Annotated in this window: 18 protein-coding genes; 12 read left to right on the top strand and 6 right to left on the bottom strand. The window is 62.5% G+C overall.

The window, feature by feature from the left end; translation table 11 throughout:
• Positions 1–3: 3 nt before the first annotated feature.
• A complete protein-coding gene (locus C8J30_RS02115) occupies positions 4–2,406 on the bottom strand; it encodes a glycogen/starch/alpha-glucan phosphorylase (protein ID WP_181420741.1) in 2,403 nt (800 codons plus the stop codon).
• Between the two features lie 139 nt (positions 2,407–2,545).
• On the opposite strand from C8J30_RS02115, the gene C8J30_RS02110 reads away from it, so the two are divergent.
• A complete protein-coding gene (locus C8J30_RS02110) occupies positions 2,546–4,132 on the top strand; it encodes an alpha-glucosidase (RefSeq protein WP_110804288.1) in 1,587 nt (528 codons plus the stop codon).
• Between the two features lie 94 nt (positions 4,133–4,226).
• Here the strand turns inward: C8J30_RS02110 and C8J30_RS02105 are convergent, their stop codons facing one another.
• Positions 4,227–5,258: a sensor histidine kinase gene (locus C8J30_RS02105; RefSeq protein ID WP_110804058.1), complete on the bottom strand. Its 1,032-nt coding sequence runs from the start codon at positions 5,256–5,258 to the stop codon at positions 4,227–4,229.
• A 164-nt stretch (positions 5,259–5,422) separates the two neighbouring features.
• Here C8J30_RS02105 and C8J30_RS02100 point away from each other — a divergent pair, with 164 nt between their 5' ends.
• Positions 5,423–5,818 (top strand): ANTAR domain-containing protein, encoded by a 396-nt coding sequence (locus C8J30_RS02100; RefSeq protein ID WP_110804057.1) that lies wholly within the window; start codon positions 5,423–5,425, stop codon positions 5,816–5,818.
• Here the strand turns inward: C8J30_RS02100 and C8J30_RS02095 are convergent, their stop codons facing one another.
• The 3 genes from C8J30_RS02095 to C8J30_RS02085 are packed head-to-tail and all read right to left on the bottom strand — an operon-like array spanning position 5,819 to position 7,854.
• The gene (locus C8J30_RS02095) at positions 5,819–6,337 is read right to left on the bottom strand and encodes a gamma carbonic anhydrase family protein (protein WP_110804056.1); all 519 of its coding nucleotides are present in this window, start codon (positions 6,335–6,337) and stop codon (positions 5,819–5,821) included. It lies immediately after the preceding gene.
• Positions 6,334–6,969 carry a guanylate kinase gene (gmk, locus tag C8J30_RS02090; RefSeq protein WP_181420755.1) on the bottom strand — a complete coding sequence of 212 codons (636 nt, stop codon included), beginning with the start codon at positions 6,967–6,969 and terminating at the stop codon, positions 6,334–6,336. The genes C8J30_RS02095 and gmk overlap by 4 nt, the downstream gene beginning before the upstream one ends.
• 12 nt (positions 6,970–6,981) lie before the next feature.
• Complete coding sequence (locus tag C8J30_RS02085; protein ID WP_110804054.1) at positions 6,982–7,854, bottom strand: YicC/YloC family endoribonuclease; 873 nt, start codon at positions 7,852–7,854, stop codon at positions 6,982–6,984.
• Positions 7,855–8,080: 226 nt separating this feature from the next.
• Between C8J30_RS02085 and C8J30_RS02080 the strand changes: the two genes are divergently transcribed.
• A complete protein-coding gene (locus C8J30_RS02080) occupies positions 8,081–8,815 on the top strand; it encodes a PAS domain-containing protein (RefSeq protein ID WP_110804053.1) in 735 nt (244 codons plus the stop codon).
• Positions 8,816–8,913: 98 nt separating this feature from the next.
• Here the strand turns inward: C8J30_RS02080 and C8J30_RS02075 are convergent, their stop codons facing one another.
• Positions 8,914–10,287 (bottom strand): class II 3-deoxy-7-phosphoheptulonate synthase, encoded by a 1,374-nt coding sequence (locus tag C8J30_RS02075; RefSeq protein ID WP_110804052.1) that lies wholly within the window; start codon positions 10,285–10,287, stop codon positions 8,914–8,916.
• Positions 10,288–10,469: 182 nt separating this feature from the next.
• On the opposite strand from C8J30_RS02075, the gene C8J30_RS02070 reads away from it, so the two are divergent.
• From C8J30_RS02070 to C8J30_RS02030, 9 genes are all read left to right on the top strand, one after another.
• Entirely contained in the window at positions 10,470–11,567 is a 1,098-nt protein-coding gene (locus tag C8J30_RS02070; RefSeq protein WP_245909684.1) for a GlxA family transcriptional regulator, read from the top strand.
• Between the two features lie 126 nt (positions 11,568–11,693).
• Positions 11,694–12,878, top strand: a complete 1,185-nt coding sequence (locus C8J30_RS02065; RefSeq protein WP_110804051.1) for an ABC transporter substrate-binding protein — start codon at positions 11,694–11,696, stop codon at positions 12,876–12,878.
• A gap of 108 nt (positions 12,879–12,986) precedes the next feature.
• The gene (locus C8J30_RS02060) at positions 12,987–13,775 is read left to right on the top strand and encodes an ABC transporter ATP-binding protein (protein WP_110804050.1); all 789 of its coding nucleotides are present in this window, start codon (positions 12,987–12,989) and stop codon (positions 13,773–13,775) included.
• Positions 13,772–14,476 (top strand): ABC transporter ATP-binding protein, encoded by a 705-nt coding sequence (locus tag C8J30_RS02055; protein ID WP_110804049.1) that lies wholly within the window; start codon positions 13,772–13,774, stop codon positions 14,474–14,476. The genes C8J30_RS02060 and C8J30_RS02055 overlap by 4 nt, the downstream gene beginning before the upstream one ends.
• 1 nt (position 14,477) lies before the next feature.
• Entirely contained in the window at positions 14,478–14,861 is a 384-nt protein-coding gene (locus C8J30_RS02050) for a hypothetical protein (protein WP_110804048.1), read from the top strand.
• Positions 14,861–15,868 carry a branched-chain amino acid ABC transporter permease gene (locus tag C8J30_RS02045; RefSeq protein ID WP_110804047.1) on the top strand — a complete coding sequence of 336 codons (1,008 nt, stop codon included), beginning with the start codon at positions 14,861–14,863 and terminating at the stop codon, positions 15,866–15,868. Before C8J30_RS02050 ends, C8J30_RS02045 begins: the two co-directional genes overlap by 1 nt.
• Complete coding sequence (locus tag C8J30_RS02040) at positions 15,865–17,214, top strand: branched-chain amino acid ABC transporter permease (RefSeq protein ID WP_110804046.1); 1,350 nt, start codon at positions 15,865–15,867, stop codon at positions 17,212–17,214. The genes C8J30_RS02045 and C8J30_RS02040 overlap by 4 nt, the downstream gene beginning before the upstream one ends.
• A gap of 103 nt (positions 17,215–17,317) precedes the next feature.
• Entirely contained in the window at positions 17,318–18,874 is a 1,557-nt protein-coding gene (gene guaA / locus C8J30_RS02035) for a glutamine-hydrolyzing GMP synthase (RefSeq protein ID WP_110804045.1), read from the top strand.
• A gap of 17 nt (positions 18,875–18,891) precedes the next feature.
• Positions 18,892–19,650, top strand: a complete 759-nt coding sequence (locus C8J30_RS02030; protein WP_181420740.1) for a class I SAM-dependent methyltransferase — start codon at positions 18,892–18,894, stop codon at positions 19,648–19,650.
• The last annotated feature ends 14 nt before the right edge of the window (positions 19,651–19,664 follow it).

Raw genomic sequence — 19,664 nt, 5'->3', positions numbered from 1 at the left:
ACCTCACAGGGCGGATTCGGTCCCCCAGATATCCGTCATGTAACCACGAATGGCGCGATCGGAGGAGAAAAACCCCATCCGCGCCGTGTTCAAAATCGCCATTTTCCACCAGCGCTCCGGCTCGGCAAACGTCTGGTCAACCTCCATTTGTGCATCACGATAAGCTTCGAAATCGGACGCAACCAGGAAATAATCGCTATGCCACATGTTATGCACCAACCCATGATAGCGACTAGGTTCATCGGGCGAGAAGCGCCCCTCCGCGATCATCTGCAGCACATCCTGCAGCGGCTGGCTTTTCAAGATCGCATGACGTGCATGCTCGGGGTCCCTGCGGCGCTCCATAACGTCTTCCGCAGTCAGGCCAAACAGGAAGAAATTCTCTGCCCCGACTTGCTCACGAATTTCCACATTGGCCCCATCGAGTGTGCCAATCGTCAATGCACCGTTCAGGGCGAACTTCATGTTCCCGGTTCCCGAGGCTTCCTTGCCCGCGGTCGAAATCTGTTCGGACAGATCCGCAGCCGGGATCAGACGCTCGGCCATCGAAACGTTGTAGTTCGGCGGGTAGATGATTTTCAGACGATCGCCAACATAGGGATCGTTGTTCACAACGCGCGCGACGTCATTGATGAGCCGGATGATCTCTTTCGCCGCCTGGTAGCCGGGCGCGGCCTTGCCGCCGAAAATCTTCACCCGCGGCACGACATCGGCCGTCGGGTTTGAACGGATCGCATGCCATTCGGCGATGGTCTGAAGGATGTTCAGAAGCTGACGCTTGTATTCGTGGATGCGCTTGACCTGAATATCGAAAAGCGCATCGGGGTTGACCACAACCCCCTGCGACTCTGCAATCCACTTTACCAAAGCAACCTTGTTCTCGCGCTTCGCTGTAGAAAAGTCGTCTCGGAACGCACTGTCTTCGCTCAATTTATCGAGTTCGCGCAGCCGATCAAGGTCAGCTTCCCAGCCGTGCCCGATCGCCCCGGAGATCAGCCGGGACAGCGCAGGATTGGCCATGCGCAGCCAGCGTCGGGGTGTCACCCCGTTCGTCTGGTTGATGATCCGCCCGGGATGCAGCCTGTCAAGTTCGGGGAAAAGGTTTTTCTTCACCAGTTCGGTGTGCAGGGCGGACACCCCGTTCACCTTGTGCGAGGTGATGAAGGCCAACTCGCCCATCCGCACCTCATGGTGCTTCACGATCCCGACGTAGTGCGGCCGCGTCGGATTCAACCGCAGGTGCCAGGCATCGATCGCTTCGATGATCTGCATGTGCCGCGGCAGAACAGAACCCATCAGATACGTCGCCCAGCGTTCGAGTGCCTCGGGCAAAAGCGTATGGTTCGTATAACCCAGACACTTCACGCCGATTTCGAGCGCCTCGTCAAAACTCATCCCATGCACGTCGCTGAGCAGCCGGATCAGCTCCGGCCCGGCGATCGCCGGATGGGTATCGTTCATCTGAATCGCGACGTGATCGGGCAGATCGGTCAGCGAAAGACCCGCCGTAAGATGACGGCGCAGAATGTCCTGAAGCGCGGCAGAGGTCAGGAAATACTCCTGTTTCAGCCGCAGTTCCTTGCCTTGGAATGTCGTATCATCCGGATAAAGCACCCTGCTGAGCGTGCGCGCCAGCGCCTCCGGCTCCGCAGCCGCCGCGAAATCACCGTGATTGAACCGCGCCAGATCAAACAGGGTCGTCGGTTTTGCTGCCCAAAGCCGCAAAGTGTTCGCCCAGCGTCCGTGCCAACCAATAACAGGCATGTCAAAGGCTTCGGCGATCACCGTTTCCGCCGGAACCCAGACAGATTTGCCGTTGATGGTCTCGACCGTTCCCTTGAAGCCGATCTCATAACACACCTCGGGGCGTTCAAATTCCCAAGGATGGCGCTGTTTCAGCCAGTCTTCCGGAGTCTCGACCTGGCGCCCGCCTTCGAACCACTGCCGGAAAAGCCCATGTTCGTAGCGAATACCGTACCCATAACCGGCGCAACCCAGCGTCGCCATGCTCTCCATGTAGCAAGCAGCCAAGCGCCCGAGACCGCCATTGCCAAGCGCCGCGTCCGGCTCGTCTTCGACGACGCGGTGCCATTCCTGCCCCAGCCCCTCAATCGCCTCGCGCGCAATCGCGCGCATGCCAAGGTTGATCGCGGCATCCTCAAGCATGCGCCCGATCAGGAATTCCATGGAGAGATAATAAACCCGCTTGCGTCCCTCTTCGTAGGTTTGCCGGGTGGCGTCAAACCATGGCTCGACAATGTGATCACGCAGCGCAAGGCTCAGGGCCATGCGCCAGTCGTAAAGCGAGGCATGGCCTGCATCCTTGCCCATCGAGTAGGTCAGATGCCGCAGGATTTCCGTCCGGAAAGCCTCGACGCTGGGCGCGCTTACATCTCTCACTGTCAAACCCTTCTTCGTTCTCCCGCCCCCTTGATGGGATGCCGCCCCGCCGCCGTCAAGCCGAACCCGCCCCTTTGCGCGCTATGTCATTGCCGCGGCATGGAATGAGCCTATGCTTGCTCGATATATTGGCACGGAGATGACGATGGGCAGAGATTGGTGGCGCGGTGCGGTCATATACCAGATTTATCCGCGCAGCTTTCAGGATTCGAACTCTGACGGGATCGGAGACCTCAAAGGCATCACCGATCGGTTGCCGCATGTTGCAAGTCTCGGCGTCGATTCGATCTGGTTGAGCCCGATTTTTCGCTCCCCCATGGACGACATGGGGTATGACGTATCGGATTATCGCGACATCGATCCCGTTTTCGGCACCTTGGCTGATTTTGATGCGCTTGTGGCGCGCGCGCATGAGCTTGGCCTGAAAGTGATCATAGATCAGGTACTCAGCCATTCGTCCGACCGCCATCCCTGGTTTGCCGATTCGAAAAAGCGCGGCACAAAGGCGGATTGGTACGTCTGGGCTGACCCGAAGCCCGATGGGGCGCCCCCGAACAACTGGCAATCGGTCTTTGGCGGCTCGTCCTGGGAATGGGCGCCAGAGCGCGGTCAGTATTATCTGCACAATTTCCTGATCTCGCAGCCAGACCTGAACCTGCGCAACCCTGAAGTTCAGGACGAGATGCTCGACGTCTTGCGGTTCTGGCTGGATCGTGGCGTCGACGGCTTTCGCCTCGACACGGTGAACTACTACATTCACGATGGCGCGCTCCGCGACAACCCGCCGATGCCGCCCGATCCGGAACGCTGGCCGCCGCTTTCCACCTATGACATGCAAGATCACGCCTATGATAAGAACAGGCCAGAAAACCTTGTTTTTATTTCAAGAATGCGCTCTCTCCTCAACGAGTACGACAATCGCTGCATGGTCGGCGAAGTTGGGGAAGTTCCGCATCGCGCGTTGCGTCTGATGGAAGAATATACGGCTGGCGATGCTCATCTGCACATGGCCTACAGCTTTGACATGCTGGGTCCGAAGTTCACGCCCGCGCACTTCCGCAAGGTCCTTGAAGGCTTCTTCAACGGCGCGCCGGATGGCTGGCCATCATGGTCATTCTCGAACCACGACGTGAACCGCCATGTGACACGTTGGGCTCGCCACGGGGCGCAGGATGCGATTGCGAAGCTCGCCATCTCGATGCTTGCCTCGTTCGAGGGTACAATCGGTCTCTATCAGGGCGAGGAACTGGGTCAGACCGAAACGGAGCTCGCCTATGAAGAGCTCACCGACCCGCCCGGCCTGCGCTTCTGGCCCGAGAACAAGGGGCGCGATGGCTGTCGGACCCCGATGGTTTGGGATGGATCGCCGCAGGGTGGTTTCAGTGTGGTCAAACCTTGGTTGCCCGTGAAGGCTCCCCAGCTTGCCCGCCATGTTGCGGCGCAGGACGCGGATCCCGAATCGGTCCTGCATCACTATCGTGCCATGCTCGCCTTCCGCCGGGCCTCCGCGGCACTGAAGGAAGGGCAGAGTCGCTTCCTCGATCTGCCCGATCCGGTGCTCGGTTTCGTCCGCGAAGCTGCATCGGAAACGCTCACCTGCCTCTTCAATCTGGGATCAGAGCCCGTGACCCTGACCGGCATTATCGGCAAACAAACGGGTCCCGCCATCGCGGCCACGGTCGAGAACGGTGTGGTCAAACTTGGCCCAAATGGCGCCGTCTGGCTCCGCTGAAACGCACAAGCAAGATAAAGGGCGAGCACTATCCCTTTTATCTTGCACCAAATATCTCGGGATCCGGGGCCGCGCCCCGGAAACGCGAGCTTGATCAGGACACCGGCAGAATGATCAGGAACCGACTGCCCTGACCCTTGTCACTTTCGATCTTCATCCGGCCGCGATGGCGCAAGACGATGTGCTTGACGATCGCAAGACCCAGGCCCGTTCCTCCCTGCTCCCGGGATCGATGGGTGTCGATCCGATAGAAGCGCTCGGTCAACCGCGGGATATGGATCGGGTCGATGCCTTCGCCCCGATCCGCCACCACAACCCTCAAGGCTGCCCCCCTCAAAACCGGCTCATACTCGATCTTATCGACGGAAACCCGCACCTCTCCGCCGCTGCCACCATATTTGATCGCATTTTCGATCAGGTTGGTGAAGACCTGTGTCAACTGGTCCGGATCGGCAGGGATCTTCAGCCCCTCGGTCAGACCTTCGCGGATCAGTTGCACCTGACGCGCTTCCGCCAAGGGGGCCAAAGCCTGAATGGCCCCACGCAAGACCGCTCCCAGATCGGTGCCGGTCGTCGGGCGACGACGCTCCTCGGCTTCGACCCGGCTGAGCGACAGCAGATCCCCCACCAGCCGGTTCATCCGCCCGGCCTCGCGCTCCATGATCGCCAGAAATCGGTCCCGCGCCACCGGATCGTCTTTTGCCGCACCGCGCAGCGTCTCGACGAACCCCATCAGCGCGGTCAAGGGCGTCCGCAATTCATGACTGACGTTTGCGACGAAATCCCGCCGCATCGCCTCGGCCGTCTCGACCGCTGTCAGATCCTCGAAGGTCAACGCCAACGTCCCCTCTGCCAAGGCCGCAACCGTGACCAGAACCTGTGATTCCTGCCCCGGACCGCCGAGCCGCAACCGAACCTGCTGCCGCCCCTGTCCGGCAAGGACAGCTTCCACCGCCTCCACCAGCCCGGGTTGGCGCAGCACGGTCACCAGCGTGCGCCCCGCCAGTCCGCGCCCCAGCAAGGCCTCGGCCCCGGGGTTGGCATGAAGGACACGTTGCGCGGGAGACACGAGAAGTAGCGGAAACGGTAGCGAGTCTGCCAATGAGATTGTTGACGAATCTGCCATTTTTCGGCCACCTTGAGACTTCGAATACTTGACCCGAGAACGCTTCGGGGAAACGATACCCAATATCAAGGCCGCATGCAAAAGCGAAGGGGGCTAGCTTTTGCGAATTTCGCGGAAAAAATTGTCATAAGCGATGGAAATCCATCGAAAAAATGGATGGAGCAATGCCCCCGCCGATCGATGCCCCCAAAGGCAGTAAACGTCTTGAAACCGCAGGGCTGTCCCTGACCGGTCGCCGTATTCTCGTGGTTGATCCGTCGCAATCTCTGCCGCGCGCCTTGCGTGGTGTGCAGGGGGCGAACGTGACCATTGCGCGGTTGTCGATGATCGACGCCGAATTGATGGCGCGCATTGCGCCAGATGTGGTGCTGTCACCGCTCTTCAGCCCGGGCCATGACATCCTCGACTTTGCCCGTCTGCTCGACCGGCTTGGATATAAAGGCCCGCTGCGCGCGTATTCTCCGCCGCTGCCCAACACCTCGATCGTCTGCGCCGAAGTGCGCCAGATCTGGGGGCCGCGGGACTTCGACATTCTCGAGGTGCCGCCAGCCTGGAACTGATCAGAGTGGCCGAAGGCCCTTGGCAAACCGCGCCGCATTGGCGCGGTAATGCGCGGCTGATTTCAGAAGCCGGGCTTGCGCCGCGGCATCAAGCTCTCGCACCACCTTGCCGGGCGCCCCCATCACAAGCGCGCCGTCCGGGATTTCCTTGCCTTCGGTGATCAGCGCCCCCGCGCCGATCAGACAGCCGCGCCCGATCTTCGCACCATTCAGCACGGTCGCGCCCATCCCGATCAGCGAGCCCTCGCCGATGGTGCAGCCATGCAGCATCGCCCGATGGCCGATGGTGCAATTCGCGCCGATGACCAGCGGAAAGCCCATGTCGGTATGGCAGATCACCGCCTCCTGCACATTCGTGCCCGCGCCGACCCGGATTTCCTCGTTGTCGCCGCGCAAAGTGCACCCAAACCAGACCGAGGCGCACTCCTCCAGCACCACCTTGCCGATCAGATTGGCGTCCGGGGCCACCCAGGCACCCTGCCCCAGCACCGGCGCCACACCGTCGAGTTCATAGATCATCGCGCTTCGAACTCCTTGTTCAGGCCGCGCACGAATTCGGTCAGCCCCGGCTGACGCTCGGCGCGCGCCCGTTCGGCTTGCAGAATCGTCACCAGCTCCGTCTCGGCCGCGGCCACATCCCGGTTGATCACCACGTAATCGTATTCGCCCCAATGGCTGATCTCGTCGCGGCTCTTCGCCATCCGCCCGGCAATCACCTCGTCGCTGTCTTGCGCCCGCATCCGCAGCCGCCGCTCCAGATCGGCGATCGAGGGCGGCAGGATGAAGATCGAGACCACATCCTGCGCGAGGCGCGAGCGACGGACCTGCTGCCCGCCCTGCCAGTCGATGTCGAGAATCACATCCCGGCCTTCGGCCAGCCGCGCCTCGACCGGGGCCGAGGGCGTACCATAGAAATTGCCGAAAACTTCGGCATGTTCGAGCATGTCACCCGCCGCGACCATCGCCTCGAACTCGGCGCGGGTGCGGAAGTAATATTCGCGCCCATCTTCCTCGCCCGGGCGCGGGTTGCGCGTCGTGGCCGAAACCGAAAACGACAGCGTCGGGTCCCAAGCCATCAGCCTGCGCGCAAGCGTCGACTTCCCCGCCCCAGAGGGCGAGGACAGAATGATCAACAGCCCCCGGCGGCGCAGTTCGGGCATGACTTACTCCACGTTCTGAATCTGCTCGCGCATCTGGTCGATGACATGCTTCAGGTCAAGCCCGATCGCCGTTAATGCCGTCGAGCCCGATTTGGAGCACAGCGTATTCGATTCGCGCACGAATTCCTGCGTCAGAAAGTCGAACTTGCGCCCGATCGGACCGGTTTCCGCCAAAAGCGCCCGCGCGGCCGCCACATGGGCGCGCAGCCGATCGATTTCCTCGGTCACATCCGCCTTGACCGCGAGCAGCGCAAGTTCCTGCGCCACCCTTTGCGCGTCAACGCCGTTTTCCAGCACGCGGGCCAGGGAAATCTGCAACGCAGCGGCAACTTCGGGTCGCCGCGCCTCCGCCACGTCGGCGGCACGCGCGGCCAGATCAGCGATTCTGTCGATCTGCGCCACAATTATGCCACCAAGTTGCTCGCCTTCCGCTGCACGCATTGCGACGAAGTCAACCAGCAACCGGTCCAAATCCGTTAACAAAGCCCCCCGCAACGGCGCCTGTTCCTCATCTTCTGCCCCCCCTTGGTCGAGCACTCCGCGCAGCGACAAGAGGTCCGTTGCCCGCGACGGCGCAAGGCTGACACCGTGCAGGCGGGCCGCTTCCTCGACCTCCCGCAGGGCACTCAGGGCGGCCGCAAGACCGGCCCCGGAAAGGCGCAGACGCTCTACCCCGGACGTCCGCGCAAGCTTCAGAGAAAGTTGAATATTCCCGCGCGAAACCCGCTGCGACAAAGCCGCTCTTGCCGCCGCTTCCAGCCCCTCGATTTCGGGCAGGCGCAGCCGCAGATCGAGCCCCTTGCCATTGACCGATCGGATCTCCCAGAGCCAGTCATAACCATGGCCGGACCCGGAGACCGAAGCGAAGCCCGTCATCGAGAGCGGGCCCTGGAGCGTGCGGGAAGGTGTGGCGGGCTTAACCATTTAAGACTTTAGTTCCCCCTGTGGCCGAAAAAAGGCGTATTAAGACTTCAGTAAGGATTTCGCTCCCGGGGTCAACAGAAAGACCCGAAACGCCGAAGGCCGGGGGTGCAGGGGACAGTGGCAGCGCGAGCTGCTTGGGGATAGCGCGGCCGAGGCCGCAAACACGGGAAAAACGACGATGGACCGCGAATTCGACACCGTTGAAAAAGTGGCTCGGCTTGGACAGGCTGGCGTCGGTCGGCGTATCGTGGCGCAGATGCGCGCCTATTGGGAAGGGCTCCGCGCTGGCCGCGATGTTCCCGCCCGCTCCGACATCGATCCGCGCGGTCTGGAAAATGCGCTCGAATATGCCTTCATCCTTGAGCGCGTCGCCCCCGGCATGGGCCGCTTCCGTCTGGCAGGCATGCATCTGAACGATCTGATGGGCATGGAAATCCGCGGCATGCCGCTGACCGCCATGTTCACCCCCGAAGGCCGCAAGCGCGTTGCCGATGCCACCGAGGCCGTCTTTCAGGGTCCGGCGATCGCGGAGCTCGTGCTGACCGCCGAAGCCGGAATCGGCAAGCCGCCGATGACCGCCCGCCTGCTGCTCCTGCCGATGAAATCGGACATGGGCGACGTGACCCGCATCCTCGGCTGCCTCGTTGCCGAAGGTCAGGGCATCGGCCGCACGCCGCGCCGCTTCATCGTCGATGCCGCGCATGTGCAGCCTGTCACGCCCTGTGGCCATGCTGCCGCGTCGCTGCCGAAACCCGTCACGCCCGAGGCGTTCGGTCTGGGCAAGCGTCTGCCGAATTTCTCGGCGCCGAAAGCTCCGGTCGCGACCGTCACTCCGGCGCCGGAAGCCCCGCGTCCGCAGGCTGGCGATCTGACGCCGGAGGAACGCCGCGCGATGTTCCGCGTCGTGAAGTAAAACGCAGGGCAACACGTCATTTTTGAAACCATTGAATGAAGAAAGGCCCGGGTCACCCCGGGCCTTATTATTATGAACCAACGGTTTGCAGGGCGTTCTTAAAGTCCCGCCGCCTTCTTTTTCTGCACGCGCAGGTTTTGCAGTTCCTCGGCGACGAGGAAGGCGAGTTCCAGCGATTGGCTCGCATTCAGACGCGGGTCGCAGGCGGTGTGATACCGGCTCGACAGATCCTCGTCCGAGACCGCGCGCACGCCGCCGGTGCATTCCGTCACATCCTTGCCGGTCATTTCGAAATGCACGCCGCCCGGGATCGTGCCCTCGGCCTTGTGGATCGAGAAGAACTCGCGCACTTCACGCAGCACCGATTCAAACGGCCGGGTCTTGAAGCCGGAAGCCGATTTGATCGTGTTGCCGTGCATCGGGTCGCAGGTCCAAAGCACCTGCGCGCCCTCGGCCTGAACGGTGCGGATGAGCCGCGGCAGGTGATCGCCGGTCTTGCCCGCACCAAAGCGCGCGATCAACGTCAGACGCCCCGGTTCGTTCTCCGGATTGAGCGTCGCCATCAACACCTTGAGGTCTTCTTCGGTGGTCGAGGGGCCGCATTTCAAGCCGATCGGATTCTGCACGCCGCGGCAGAATTCGACATGCGCGCCGTCGATCTGGCGGGTGCGGTCGCCGATCCACAGCATATGCCCAGAGCCCGCGATCGGCAGGCCGGTGGTGCTGTCGATCCGGCACAGCGCCTCTTCATATTCCAGCAGCAGCGCTTCGTGGCTAGTGTAGAAATCGACCGTTGCCAGCTCATGCGCGGTTTCCGAGGTCACCCCGGCCGCCGCCATGAACTCCATTGCCTCGGCGATCTGATCAGCCACTTTCCGGTAGCGCGCCGCATCCTCTTCGTCGGTGAACCCGGCGATCCAGCTTTGCACGCGATGGATGTCGGCATAGCCGCCCGTCGAGAAGGCCCGCAGCAGATTCAGCGAGGCAGCCGCCTGGGTGTAGGCCTGCAGCATGCGCTTCGGATCGGGGATCCGCGCTTCCTGCGTCGCCTCGAAGCCATTCACGATGTCACCGCGGTAGCTCGGGTATTCGACACCGCCGATCATTTCGGTGGGCGCCGAGCGCGGCTTGGCGAATTGGCCAGCCATCCGACCGACCTTGATCACCGGCACTTTCGCACCCCAGGTCAGCACGATCGCCATCTGCAGCAGCACCTTGAAGGTGTCGCGCAGATTGTCGGCATGAAATTCGGTGAAGCTCTCGGCGCAGTCACCGCCTTGCAGCAGGAAGGCCTCGCCCTTGGCGGCCTTCGCCAGATCGGCCTTCAGCCGCCGCGCTTCGCCCGCAAACACCAGCGGCGGCATCTTGCCCAGCTGCGCCTCGACCGCGGCAAGGGCCGCGGCGTCGGGATAATCGGGCATCTGCACCCGCGGCTTCGCGCGCCAGTCCGATTTCATCCATGCCTTGGCCATTTTCCACTCCCTTCGGGGCTTTTCGTCGCTGGGCCTTATAAAGCGGTGCGCAAAATAGAACAAACCCGTTTTTCACACCTTGCGTGCAGAATGGCCGCCAACTTGCCCTGCCCCAAAGGCCCTCTTGCGCTGCGACGCAAAGCCTGATTGTGTGCATGAAACGACATGAAAGAAGTCGCAAAATGCGTCTGCCCTCGACCGCCCCCCGCACCCATACCCGTCCCGCCCCCTCGCAAGGGACGGTTCGCCTGACCGCGCCCGAGCGGTCCAGGCGCTATGTGTTCCTGCTGCTTGACCGTTTCACCATGATGGCCTTCGCCAGCGCGATCGAGCCGCTGCGATTGGCCAATCAGGTCTCGGGGTTGAAGCTCTACGACTGGAAGCTGGCCTCGGACGACGGGCAGGATGTGACCTGTTCGAACGGCACGGTGCTGCGCGTCGACATGGGGCTGGACGAGATTTCGCGCGACGACACGGTTCTGGTCTGCGGCGGCATCGATGTGGCCGAGGCGACGACGAAACCGATCCTGAACTGGCTGCGGCGCGAGGCCCGTCGCGGCGCGGCGGTGGGGGGCGTCTGCACCGGCGCCTGGGCGGTGGCCAAGGCCGGTCTGCTCGACGGCAAGCGGGCGACGATCCACTGGGAGAATCAGGACAGCTTCCTCGAGGATTTCGAGGGGGTAAAACTGACGAAATCGGTCTTCGTGATCGATGGGAACCGTCTGACCTCGGCCGGCGGCACCGCCTCGATCGACCTGATGCTGAAACAGATCGCGCGTGATCACGGCGAGGGGCTGGCCAATACGGTCGCCGATCAGTTGATCTACAACTCGATCCGCACCGATCAGGACACGCAAAGGTTGTCGATTCCGACCCGGATCGGGGTGCGACATCCGAAGCTTGCGCAGGTGATCGGCCGGATGGAGGCGAATATCGAAGAGCCGATCAGCCCGGCAAAGCTGGCCGAGGAAGTGGGCATGTCCACCCGCCAGCTCGAACGGCTGTTCCGCCGCTACCTGAACCGGTCACCAAAGCGCTACTACATGGAGATCCGCCTGCAAAAGGCGCGTAACCTGTTGATGCAAACGGAAATGAGCGTGATCAACGTCGCCCTTGCCTGCGGTTTTGCGAGCCCGTCGCATTTCTCGAAATGCTACCGCGCGCATTATCAGACCACGCCTTACCGCGAACGCGGGACCTCTGGCAGCAGCGAGGAAGAAGAGGCTGCGATCGAAGCCGCGCTCGCCGATGACGATCTTGACGACGATCTTTTGGACTGATGCGGCAGAATGTTGCGCAAATGAGCCCGCTTCCGACCAAAACTTGACCAAGTGGCCTATTTTCTTTTCCAGTTTCCGGTTCTAACCTGCGCGGCCAGGACATTGTTCCAACATGGGAGTGAACACATGAAGAAGCTTCTCCTGGCAACCGCCTCGCTGGCGCTGACCGCCGGTGGTGCTTTTGCCGACGAAGTGAAACTGGGCATCTCGCTCGGCTTCACCGGTCCGCTTGAATCGATGTCGCCCGCGATGGCGCAGGGTGCCGAGCTGGCGATGAAGGAAGTTTCGGACTCGGGCAAGTTCATGAGCGGCTCGACCGTCGTGGGCGTGCGCGGGGACTCGACCTGCGTCGATTCGGCCGCCGCCGCCGCCACCGTTGAAAAACTGATCACTGCGGACGGCGTCAAAGGCATCGTCGGCGGCATGTGCTCGGGCGAAACCACCGCCTCGCTGCAAAACGTCGCCATGCCGAAGGGCGTCGTGATGATTTCGCCCTCGGCGACCTCGCCGGCGCTGTCGACGCTCGAAGACAACGGCCTGTTCTTCCGCACCTCGCCGTCGGACGCCCGTCAGGGCGAAGTCATGACCGACGAGATCATGGAGCACGGCATCAAGTCGGTCGCTCTGACCTACACCAACAACGACTACGGCAAGGGTCTCGCCGACAGCTTCGCCGCGGCTTTCGAAGCCAAGGGCGGCAAGGTCACGATCAACGCGGCGCATGACGACGGCAAGCCGGATTATTCGGCCGAAGTCGCCGCGCTGGCCTCGGCCGGTGGCGAAGCCCTCGTGATCGCGGGCTATGTCGACCAAGGCGGTTCGGGCATCCTGCGCGGCGCGCTCGACACCGGCGCCTTCTCGACCTTCGTCTTCCCCGACGGTATGGTCGGCGGCAAGCTCGAAGCCGATTTCGGCAAGGAAATCAACGGATCGTTCGGCCAGATGCCGTCGTCGGAAGGCGAAGGCAAAGACAAGTTCCTTGCCGCCGCCAAGGCTGCCGGCTTCGATGGCACCGGCGTCTATTCGGGCGAAGCCTATGACGCGGCTGCGCTGATCATGCTGGCGATGGCGGCTGCCAACTCGACCGATCCGGCCGTCTACAAGGCCAAGGTCATGGATGTTGCCAACGCTCCGGGCGAAAAGATCCTCCCCGGCGAACTCGGCAAGGCGCTCGAGCTGATCGCCGAAGGCAAGGACATCGACTATCAAGGCGCGTCCTCGGTCGAGCTGATCGGTGCGGGCGAATCTGCGGGTACCTTCCGCGAGATCGAAATCAAGAACGACAAGATCGAAACCGTCAAATACCGCTGAGGTTTCGCAAGAGATCGAAGCAGCCCGGAGCAATCCGGGCTGTTTGCTTTGAAAACAAGGCCGAAAACGGCACAGATACCGGCCCTTCGGGGCCACCAAGGGGACTGCATGATCCGGGTCGAGAACCTGCACAAGCACTTTGGCGGCTTTCACGCCGTCGATGGCGCTTCGCTCGAAATCGCCAAGGGGTCGATCACCGGGTTGATCGGTCCGAACGGCGCGGGCAAGTCGACGCTTTTCAACGTCATAGCCGGGGTGCACGAGCCAACCTCCGGGCGCGTGACGATGGCGGGCGAGGACATCACCGGCCTGAAGCCGCATGAGCTGTTTCACAAGGGCCTGCTGCGCACCTTCCAGATCGCGCATGAATTCCCCACGATGACGGTGCGCGAAAACCTGATGATGGTGCCCGCGGGCCAATCGGGCGAGACGCTCTGGAATGCCTGGTTCGGTCGCGGCCGGATCGCCGAGGAGGAAGCGGCACTTCTGAAGAAGGCCGATGAAGTTCTTGACTTCCTGACGATTTCCCACCTGAAGGACGAGCGCGCCGGAAACCTTTCCGGGGGACAAAAAAAGCTTCTGGAGCTTGGCCGCACGATGATGGTCGAGGCCAAGATCGTCTTCCTCGACGAGGTCGGCGCCGGGGTGAACCGCACGCTTCTCAACACGATCGGCGATGCGATCGTTCGGCTGAACAAGGAGCGCGGCTACACCTTCTGCGTGATCGAGCATGACATGGATTTCATCGGCCGCCTCTGCGATCCGGTGATCGTCATGGCAGAGGGCAAGGTTCTGGCTCAGGGCAACCCCTCCACCATCATGCAGAACGAAGCGGTGATCGAGGCCTATCTGGGTCGCGGCTTGAAGAACAAGATCAAGGCGGAGACACAGGCATGAGCTTTCTTGACGCCTCCGAAATGATCGGTGGGTACGGCGCCGCAGACATCCTGCACGGCTGCACGCTGAAGGTCGAAAAGGGCCAGATCGCGGTGATCGTCGGCCCGAACGGCGCGGGCAAATCGACCGCGATGAAAGCGGTCTTCGGCATGCTGCGCCTGCGCGGTGGGCATGTGAAACTTGATGGCGAAGACATCACCGGCCTTTCCCCGCAAGAGCGGGTGAAGAAAGGCATGGGCTTCGTGCCGCAGGTGAACAACGTCTTCCCGACGATGTCGGTCGAGGAAAACCTCGAAATGGGCGCCTTCATCCGCACCGACGATTTCCGCGACACGATCGAGCAGGTCTACGAGCTGTTCCCGATCCTGCGCGAGAAGCGTTACCAGAACGCGGGCGAGCTTTCGGGCGGGCAGCGCCAGCAGGTCGCCGTCGGGCGCGCGCTGATGACAAAACCCAAATTATTGATGCTCGACGAACCGACCGCGGGCGTCTCGCCGATCGTCATGGACGAACTCTTCGACCGCATCATCGAAGTGGCCCGGACCGGGATTTCCATCCTGATGGTCGAGCAGAACGCCCGTCAGGCCCTCGAGATCGCCGATCAGGGCTATGTGCTTGTGCAGGGTGCGAACAAATATACCGACACCGGGGCGGCGCTGATGGCCGATCCCGAGGTCCGCCGCACCTTCCTCGGGGGTTGAGATGAGACGTTCCGTGCTTGCCGCAGCCTGTCTTGCGGCCTCTCCGGCGCTGTCCGAGGAGATCCACCCCGACCGCGCTTTCGTGCTCAACTGCGACTTCGGTCGGTCCTGCATCTCGGATGGCTGCGGTGAAGAAGACTACAAGGTGACGCTCGAAGTCGAAGGGGCGCAGGCCAGATTTCGCGACCATCAGGTGACCCTGAACATGACCGGCGGCTACGACCCCGCGAGCGGACAAATGAGCTTTACCTCGGAACCCTCTGATGGGTCTTCCTATTTCGTCACGGACTTCGGCAATGCCGGGGCCGTTCTCAGCATCCACACCCAATCCGAGGGACGGCCTATCGTGATCGCCTTCGACGGCCGCTGCGAGGAGGTGCAGTGATGGATATCCTCAACGCCTTCGTGGCAATCCTGAACTACATCATCGTGCCCGCCACCGCCTACGGGGCGCAACTCGCGCTTGGCGCGCTTGGCGTGACGCTGATTTACGGCATCCTGCGCTTCTCGAACTTTGCGCATGGCGACACCATGGCCTTTGGCACCGGGCTGACGATCCTCGTCACCTGGGCGATGCAATCGGCGGGCCTGTCCTTCGGGCCGCTGCCGACCGCGCTGCTCGCCCTGCCGATCGGCATCGCCCTCACCGCGGCGCTCGTCCTTGCGACCGACAAGGTGGTCTACAGCTATTATCGGAAGGTCCGCGCGGCACCGATCTACATCACGATGGTCTCTGTCGGCGTGATGTTCGTGATGAACGGCCTGACCCGCGTGCTGATCGGCGTTGACGAGATCAAATTCGCCGATGGCGCCCGTTTCCTGATCTCGGCGCCCGACTTCAAGGCGATGACCGGCCTGACCGAGCCTCTGGCGATCCGCGCGACGACGGCGATCACTGTGATCACAGCCGCGCTCGTCGTCTGGGCGCTGTTCTGGTTTCTCGCCAGGACCCGCACCGGCAAATCGATGCGCGCCTATGCCGACAACGAAGATCTGGCGCTGCTCTCCGGCATCGACCCGAACCGCGTCGTCGCCGTCACCTGGGTGATCGCCGCGGCGCTCGCCACCATTGCAGGCACGCTCTACGGCCTCGACAAGTCGTTCAAGGCCTTCAACTACTTCCAGCTGCTCTTGCCGATCTTCGCCGCGGCGATCGTTGGTGGCCTTGGCAACCCGCTTGGCGCCATCGCCGGGGGGTTCGTGATCGCCTTCTCTGAAGTGTCGGTCACCTATGCCTGGAAGAAAGTGGCGATGTATCTGATCCCCGGCTACGAGCCCGAGGGTCTGCTGCAACTTCTCTCCACCGAATACAAATTCGCGGTCAGCTTCGCGATCCTGATCATCGTGCTGCTGTTCAAGCCCACCGGGCTTTTCAAAGGAAAATCGGTATGAGCACGCATCAACCGAAAGCCGCGAAAGGCGGCAAATGGCGCGCCCCTGCGATGTTCGGGGCTCTGGCGGTCCTCTTCATCCTCGAGGGGACGGTCTCGAACACCTTCTTCTCGGGGCACTGGGACAACGCGCTCGGCATCCTGCGCGTCGGGCTGATTTCGGCCATCCTCGCTTTGGGCGTGAACATCCAATGGGGCTATGCAGGTCTCTTCAACACCGGCGTCGTCGGATTTCTGGCCCTTGGTGGTCTTGCACCGGTGCTCGTCTCGATGCCAGCGACGCCGGGCGCCTTTGCCGCGGGCGGCTGGGGCATTCTGATCGCGCTCTGCGTCGCAATGGCCACCTTGGTTGCCGCCGTCTTCCTGTGGGGCCGCCTGCCCGTTCGCCTGCGCGGCTGGGCCGTTGCCGCGACGCTCGTGCTTGGCTTCTTCGCCTATCGCGCCGTCTTTGACCCGGCTGTCGAGGCCGTGCAGGCGATCAACCCCTCGGCGCAGGGCTATCTGGGCGGCATCGGCCTGCCGGTGCTGCTCTCCTGGCCGATCGGGGCCGCGCTTGCCGCTGCCGCCGCCTGGGTCGTGGGCAAAACCGCGCTCGGCCTGCGCTCGGACTATCTTGCCATCGCCACGCTCGGGATCGGGGAAATCATCGTCGCCGTCCTGCGCAACGAGGAATGGCTGGATCGTGGCGTTCTCAACGTGAACGGGATTCCGCGGCCTTGGCCCGTGCCTTACGAGACGAACCTGCAGCAGGACCCGGGCTTCCTCGCACGCGCTGCGAGCTTCGGCCTCGACCCGATGACCGGCTCGACGCTGCTGGTGAAACTGCTCTATTGCCTGCTCTTCATCGCGGTGCTCGGCCTGCTGATCTGGGCTGCGCAGCTTGCGCTGAATTCGCCCTGGGGCCGGATGATGCGCGCCATCCGCGACAACGAGGTCGCCGCGGCGGCGATGGGCAAGAACGTCACCGGGCGCCACCTGCAGATCTTCATCATCGGCTCGGCCGTGCTGGGGCTTGCGGGCGCCATGCTGATCTCGCTCGACGGACAGATGACACCCTCGGGCTACAACCCGCTGCGCTACACCTTCCTGATCTGGGTGATGGTGATCGTCGGCGGCTCGGGCAACAACTGGGGCTCGGTTCTGGGCGGCCTCCTGATCTGGTTCGTCTGGATCAAGGCGGGCGAATGGGGCCCGACGCTGATGGGGATGCTCGCCGACCATCTCGCCGATGGCACGCTGAAATCGCATCTCGTCGACTCGGCCCCGCACATGCGCCTTGTCATCATGGGGGTGATCCTGCTCGCGGTGCTGCGCTTCAGCCCAAGGGGCCTGCTGCCCGAAAGATGACGGGGCAGGCTTTGCCCTTTATCTTGCGACAAATATCTCGGGGGTCCGGGGGCAGCGCCCCCGGCCTCTTGCTTTCCAGCCCATCCCAACCTATTCCGCATCCATGACCCAGCATCAGCGCCTCCTCATCATCGACTTCGGCTCGCAGGTGACCCAGCTCATCGCCCGGCGCCTGCGCGAGCTTTCCATCTACTGCGAAATCCACCCCTATCAGAAGGTGACCGACGCCTTCCTGCAGGACTTCGCCCCCAAGGCCATCATCTTCTCGGGCGGCCCGGATTCGGTCACCCGCGAAGGCTCGCCCCGCCCGCCCAAATCCGCCTTCACGCTTGGCGTGCCGATCCTCGGGATCTGCTACGGCCAGCAGGTGATGATGCAGGAGCTGGGCGGTCTGGTCGAAAGCGGTCACGGCACCGCCGAATTCGGCCGCGCCTTCGTGACGCCGACGGACAAGAGCCTTTCGATCCTCGAGGGCTGGTTCGACGCCGGTCAAGAACAGGTCTGGATGAGCCACGGCGATCACGTCTCGCGCATCGCCCCGGGCTTCGAGGTCTACGGCACCTCGCCCGGCGCGCCTTTCGCCATCACCGCCGATGTCGCGCGCCATTTCTATGCCGTGCAGTTCCACCCCGAAGTGCATCACACGCCGAAAGGCGCGAAACTCTACGAGAACTTCGTCCGTCTCGCGGGTTTCACCGGCGACTGGACGATGGCCTCCTACAAGGACGACGCCATCGCCAAGATCCGGGCGCAAGTCGGCGACAAGCGGGTGATCTGCGGCCTGTCGGGCGGTGTTGACAGCTCGGTTGCGGCTGTGCTGATCCACGAAGCCATCGGCGATCAGCTGACCTGCGTCTTCGTCGATCACGGGCTGATGCGGCTCAACGAGGCCGACGAAGTCGTCTCGATGTTCCGCGACAACTACAACATCCCGCTGATCCACGCCGACGAGGCCGACCTGTTCATCGGCGCGCTCGAGGGCGTCTCGGACCCCGAGGTCAAGCGCAAGACGATCGGCAAGCTCTTCATCGACGTCTTCCAGCGTGAAGCGAACAAGATCGAGGGCGCGGTCTTCCTCGCCCAGGGCACGCTTTACCCCGACGTGATCGAATCGGTCTCGTTCAGTGGCGGCCCGTCGGTCACGATCAAGTCGCACCACAACGTCGGTGGGCTGCCGGAAAAGATGGGCCTCAAGCTCGTCGAGCCGCTGCGCGAACTCTTCAAGGACGAGGTCCGCGCCCTTGGCCGCGAACTCGGTCTGCCGGAGAAGTTCATCGGCCGCCACCCCTTCCCCGGTCCGGGTCTTGCGATCCGCTGCCCCGGCGAAATCACCCGCGAAAAACTCGACATCCTGCGCAAGGCCGATGCGGTCTATATCGACCAGATCCGCAAGCACGGGCTTTACGACGAGATCTGGCAAGCCTTCGTCGCGATTCTGCCGGTGAAGACCGTGGGCGTGATGGGCGACGGGCGCACCTATGATTACGCCTGCGCGCTGCGCGCGGTGACCTCGGTCGATGGCATGACGGCGGATTACTACCCGTTCAGCCATGATTTCCTTGGCGAGACCGCGACGCGGATCATCAATGAAGTCAAGGGCATCAACCGGGTGACCTATGACATCACCTCGAAGCCACCGGGCACGATCGAATGGGAATAAGCGCGATCGACGTTCATTTGCCGGAGGCCCTTCGGCCCTGGCCGACGGCACATCTGCGTCGGCTGGGGCGCGATTTCGACGGCGGGTATCTTGTCGATGCGCGCGATCTGGCGCAATCTGACGCGCTGCTTGCCATGGGCATAGCCAGCGACTGGAGCTTTGAGGCGGATTTCCTGCGCATCCGCCCGACGCCACTTCGCGCCTATGATGCTTCCATGGGCGAGCGGCACTTCCGCAACAAGATGCTGCGCTCGCTCCTGCATGTGCATCGTCCGAGCCGGTTTTCAAAGCGGCTCCGCATATGGAAGGACTACAAGCAGTTCTTCGTCGGCGACCGGGTCCATATCCGAAAATTTGTCGGCCATGGTCCCTCCGATCTCTACCTGTCTCCCGAACAGATCCTCTCGGAAGCGCGCAGCCTTGGCCGCAAGGTTTTCGTGAAGATGGATATCGAGGGCGCCGAATATGACTGCCTTCAGGCCTTGATCGATCATGCCGACCAACTGTCCGGACTGGCGGTCGAGTTCCACGACATCGGGGCGCGCTGCGGTGAACTTGTTGATTTTGTTGCGCAGTTTCCGCTTCGGCTTGTGCATCTGCATCCGCAGAACGGCGCGCATGTCACGCGCGATGGCGTTCCTGATTTGATCGAACTGACCTTTTCGAGCGCCGCGATGCAAGATGCGCCCGAAGACGGGGCAGCGTTGCAACTGCCCCATCCGCTGGATTGCCCCGGTGATCCGAACCAACCGGATCTGCGACTGAGCTTTCGCTGAAACGCGCCGCGCCG

Origin of the sequence: Rhodobacter viridis (assembly GCF_003217355.1) — a bacterium.
GTDB lineage: Bacteria > Pseudomonadota > Alphaproteobacteria > Rhodobacterales > Rhodobacteraceae > Rhodobacter > Rhodobacter viridis.
This window is presented reverse-complemented; position numbering and strand designations above follow the sequence as displayed.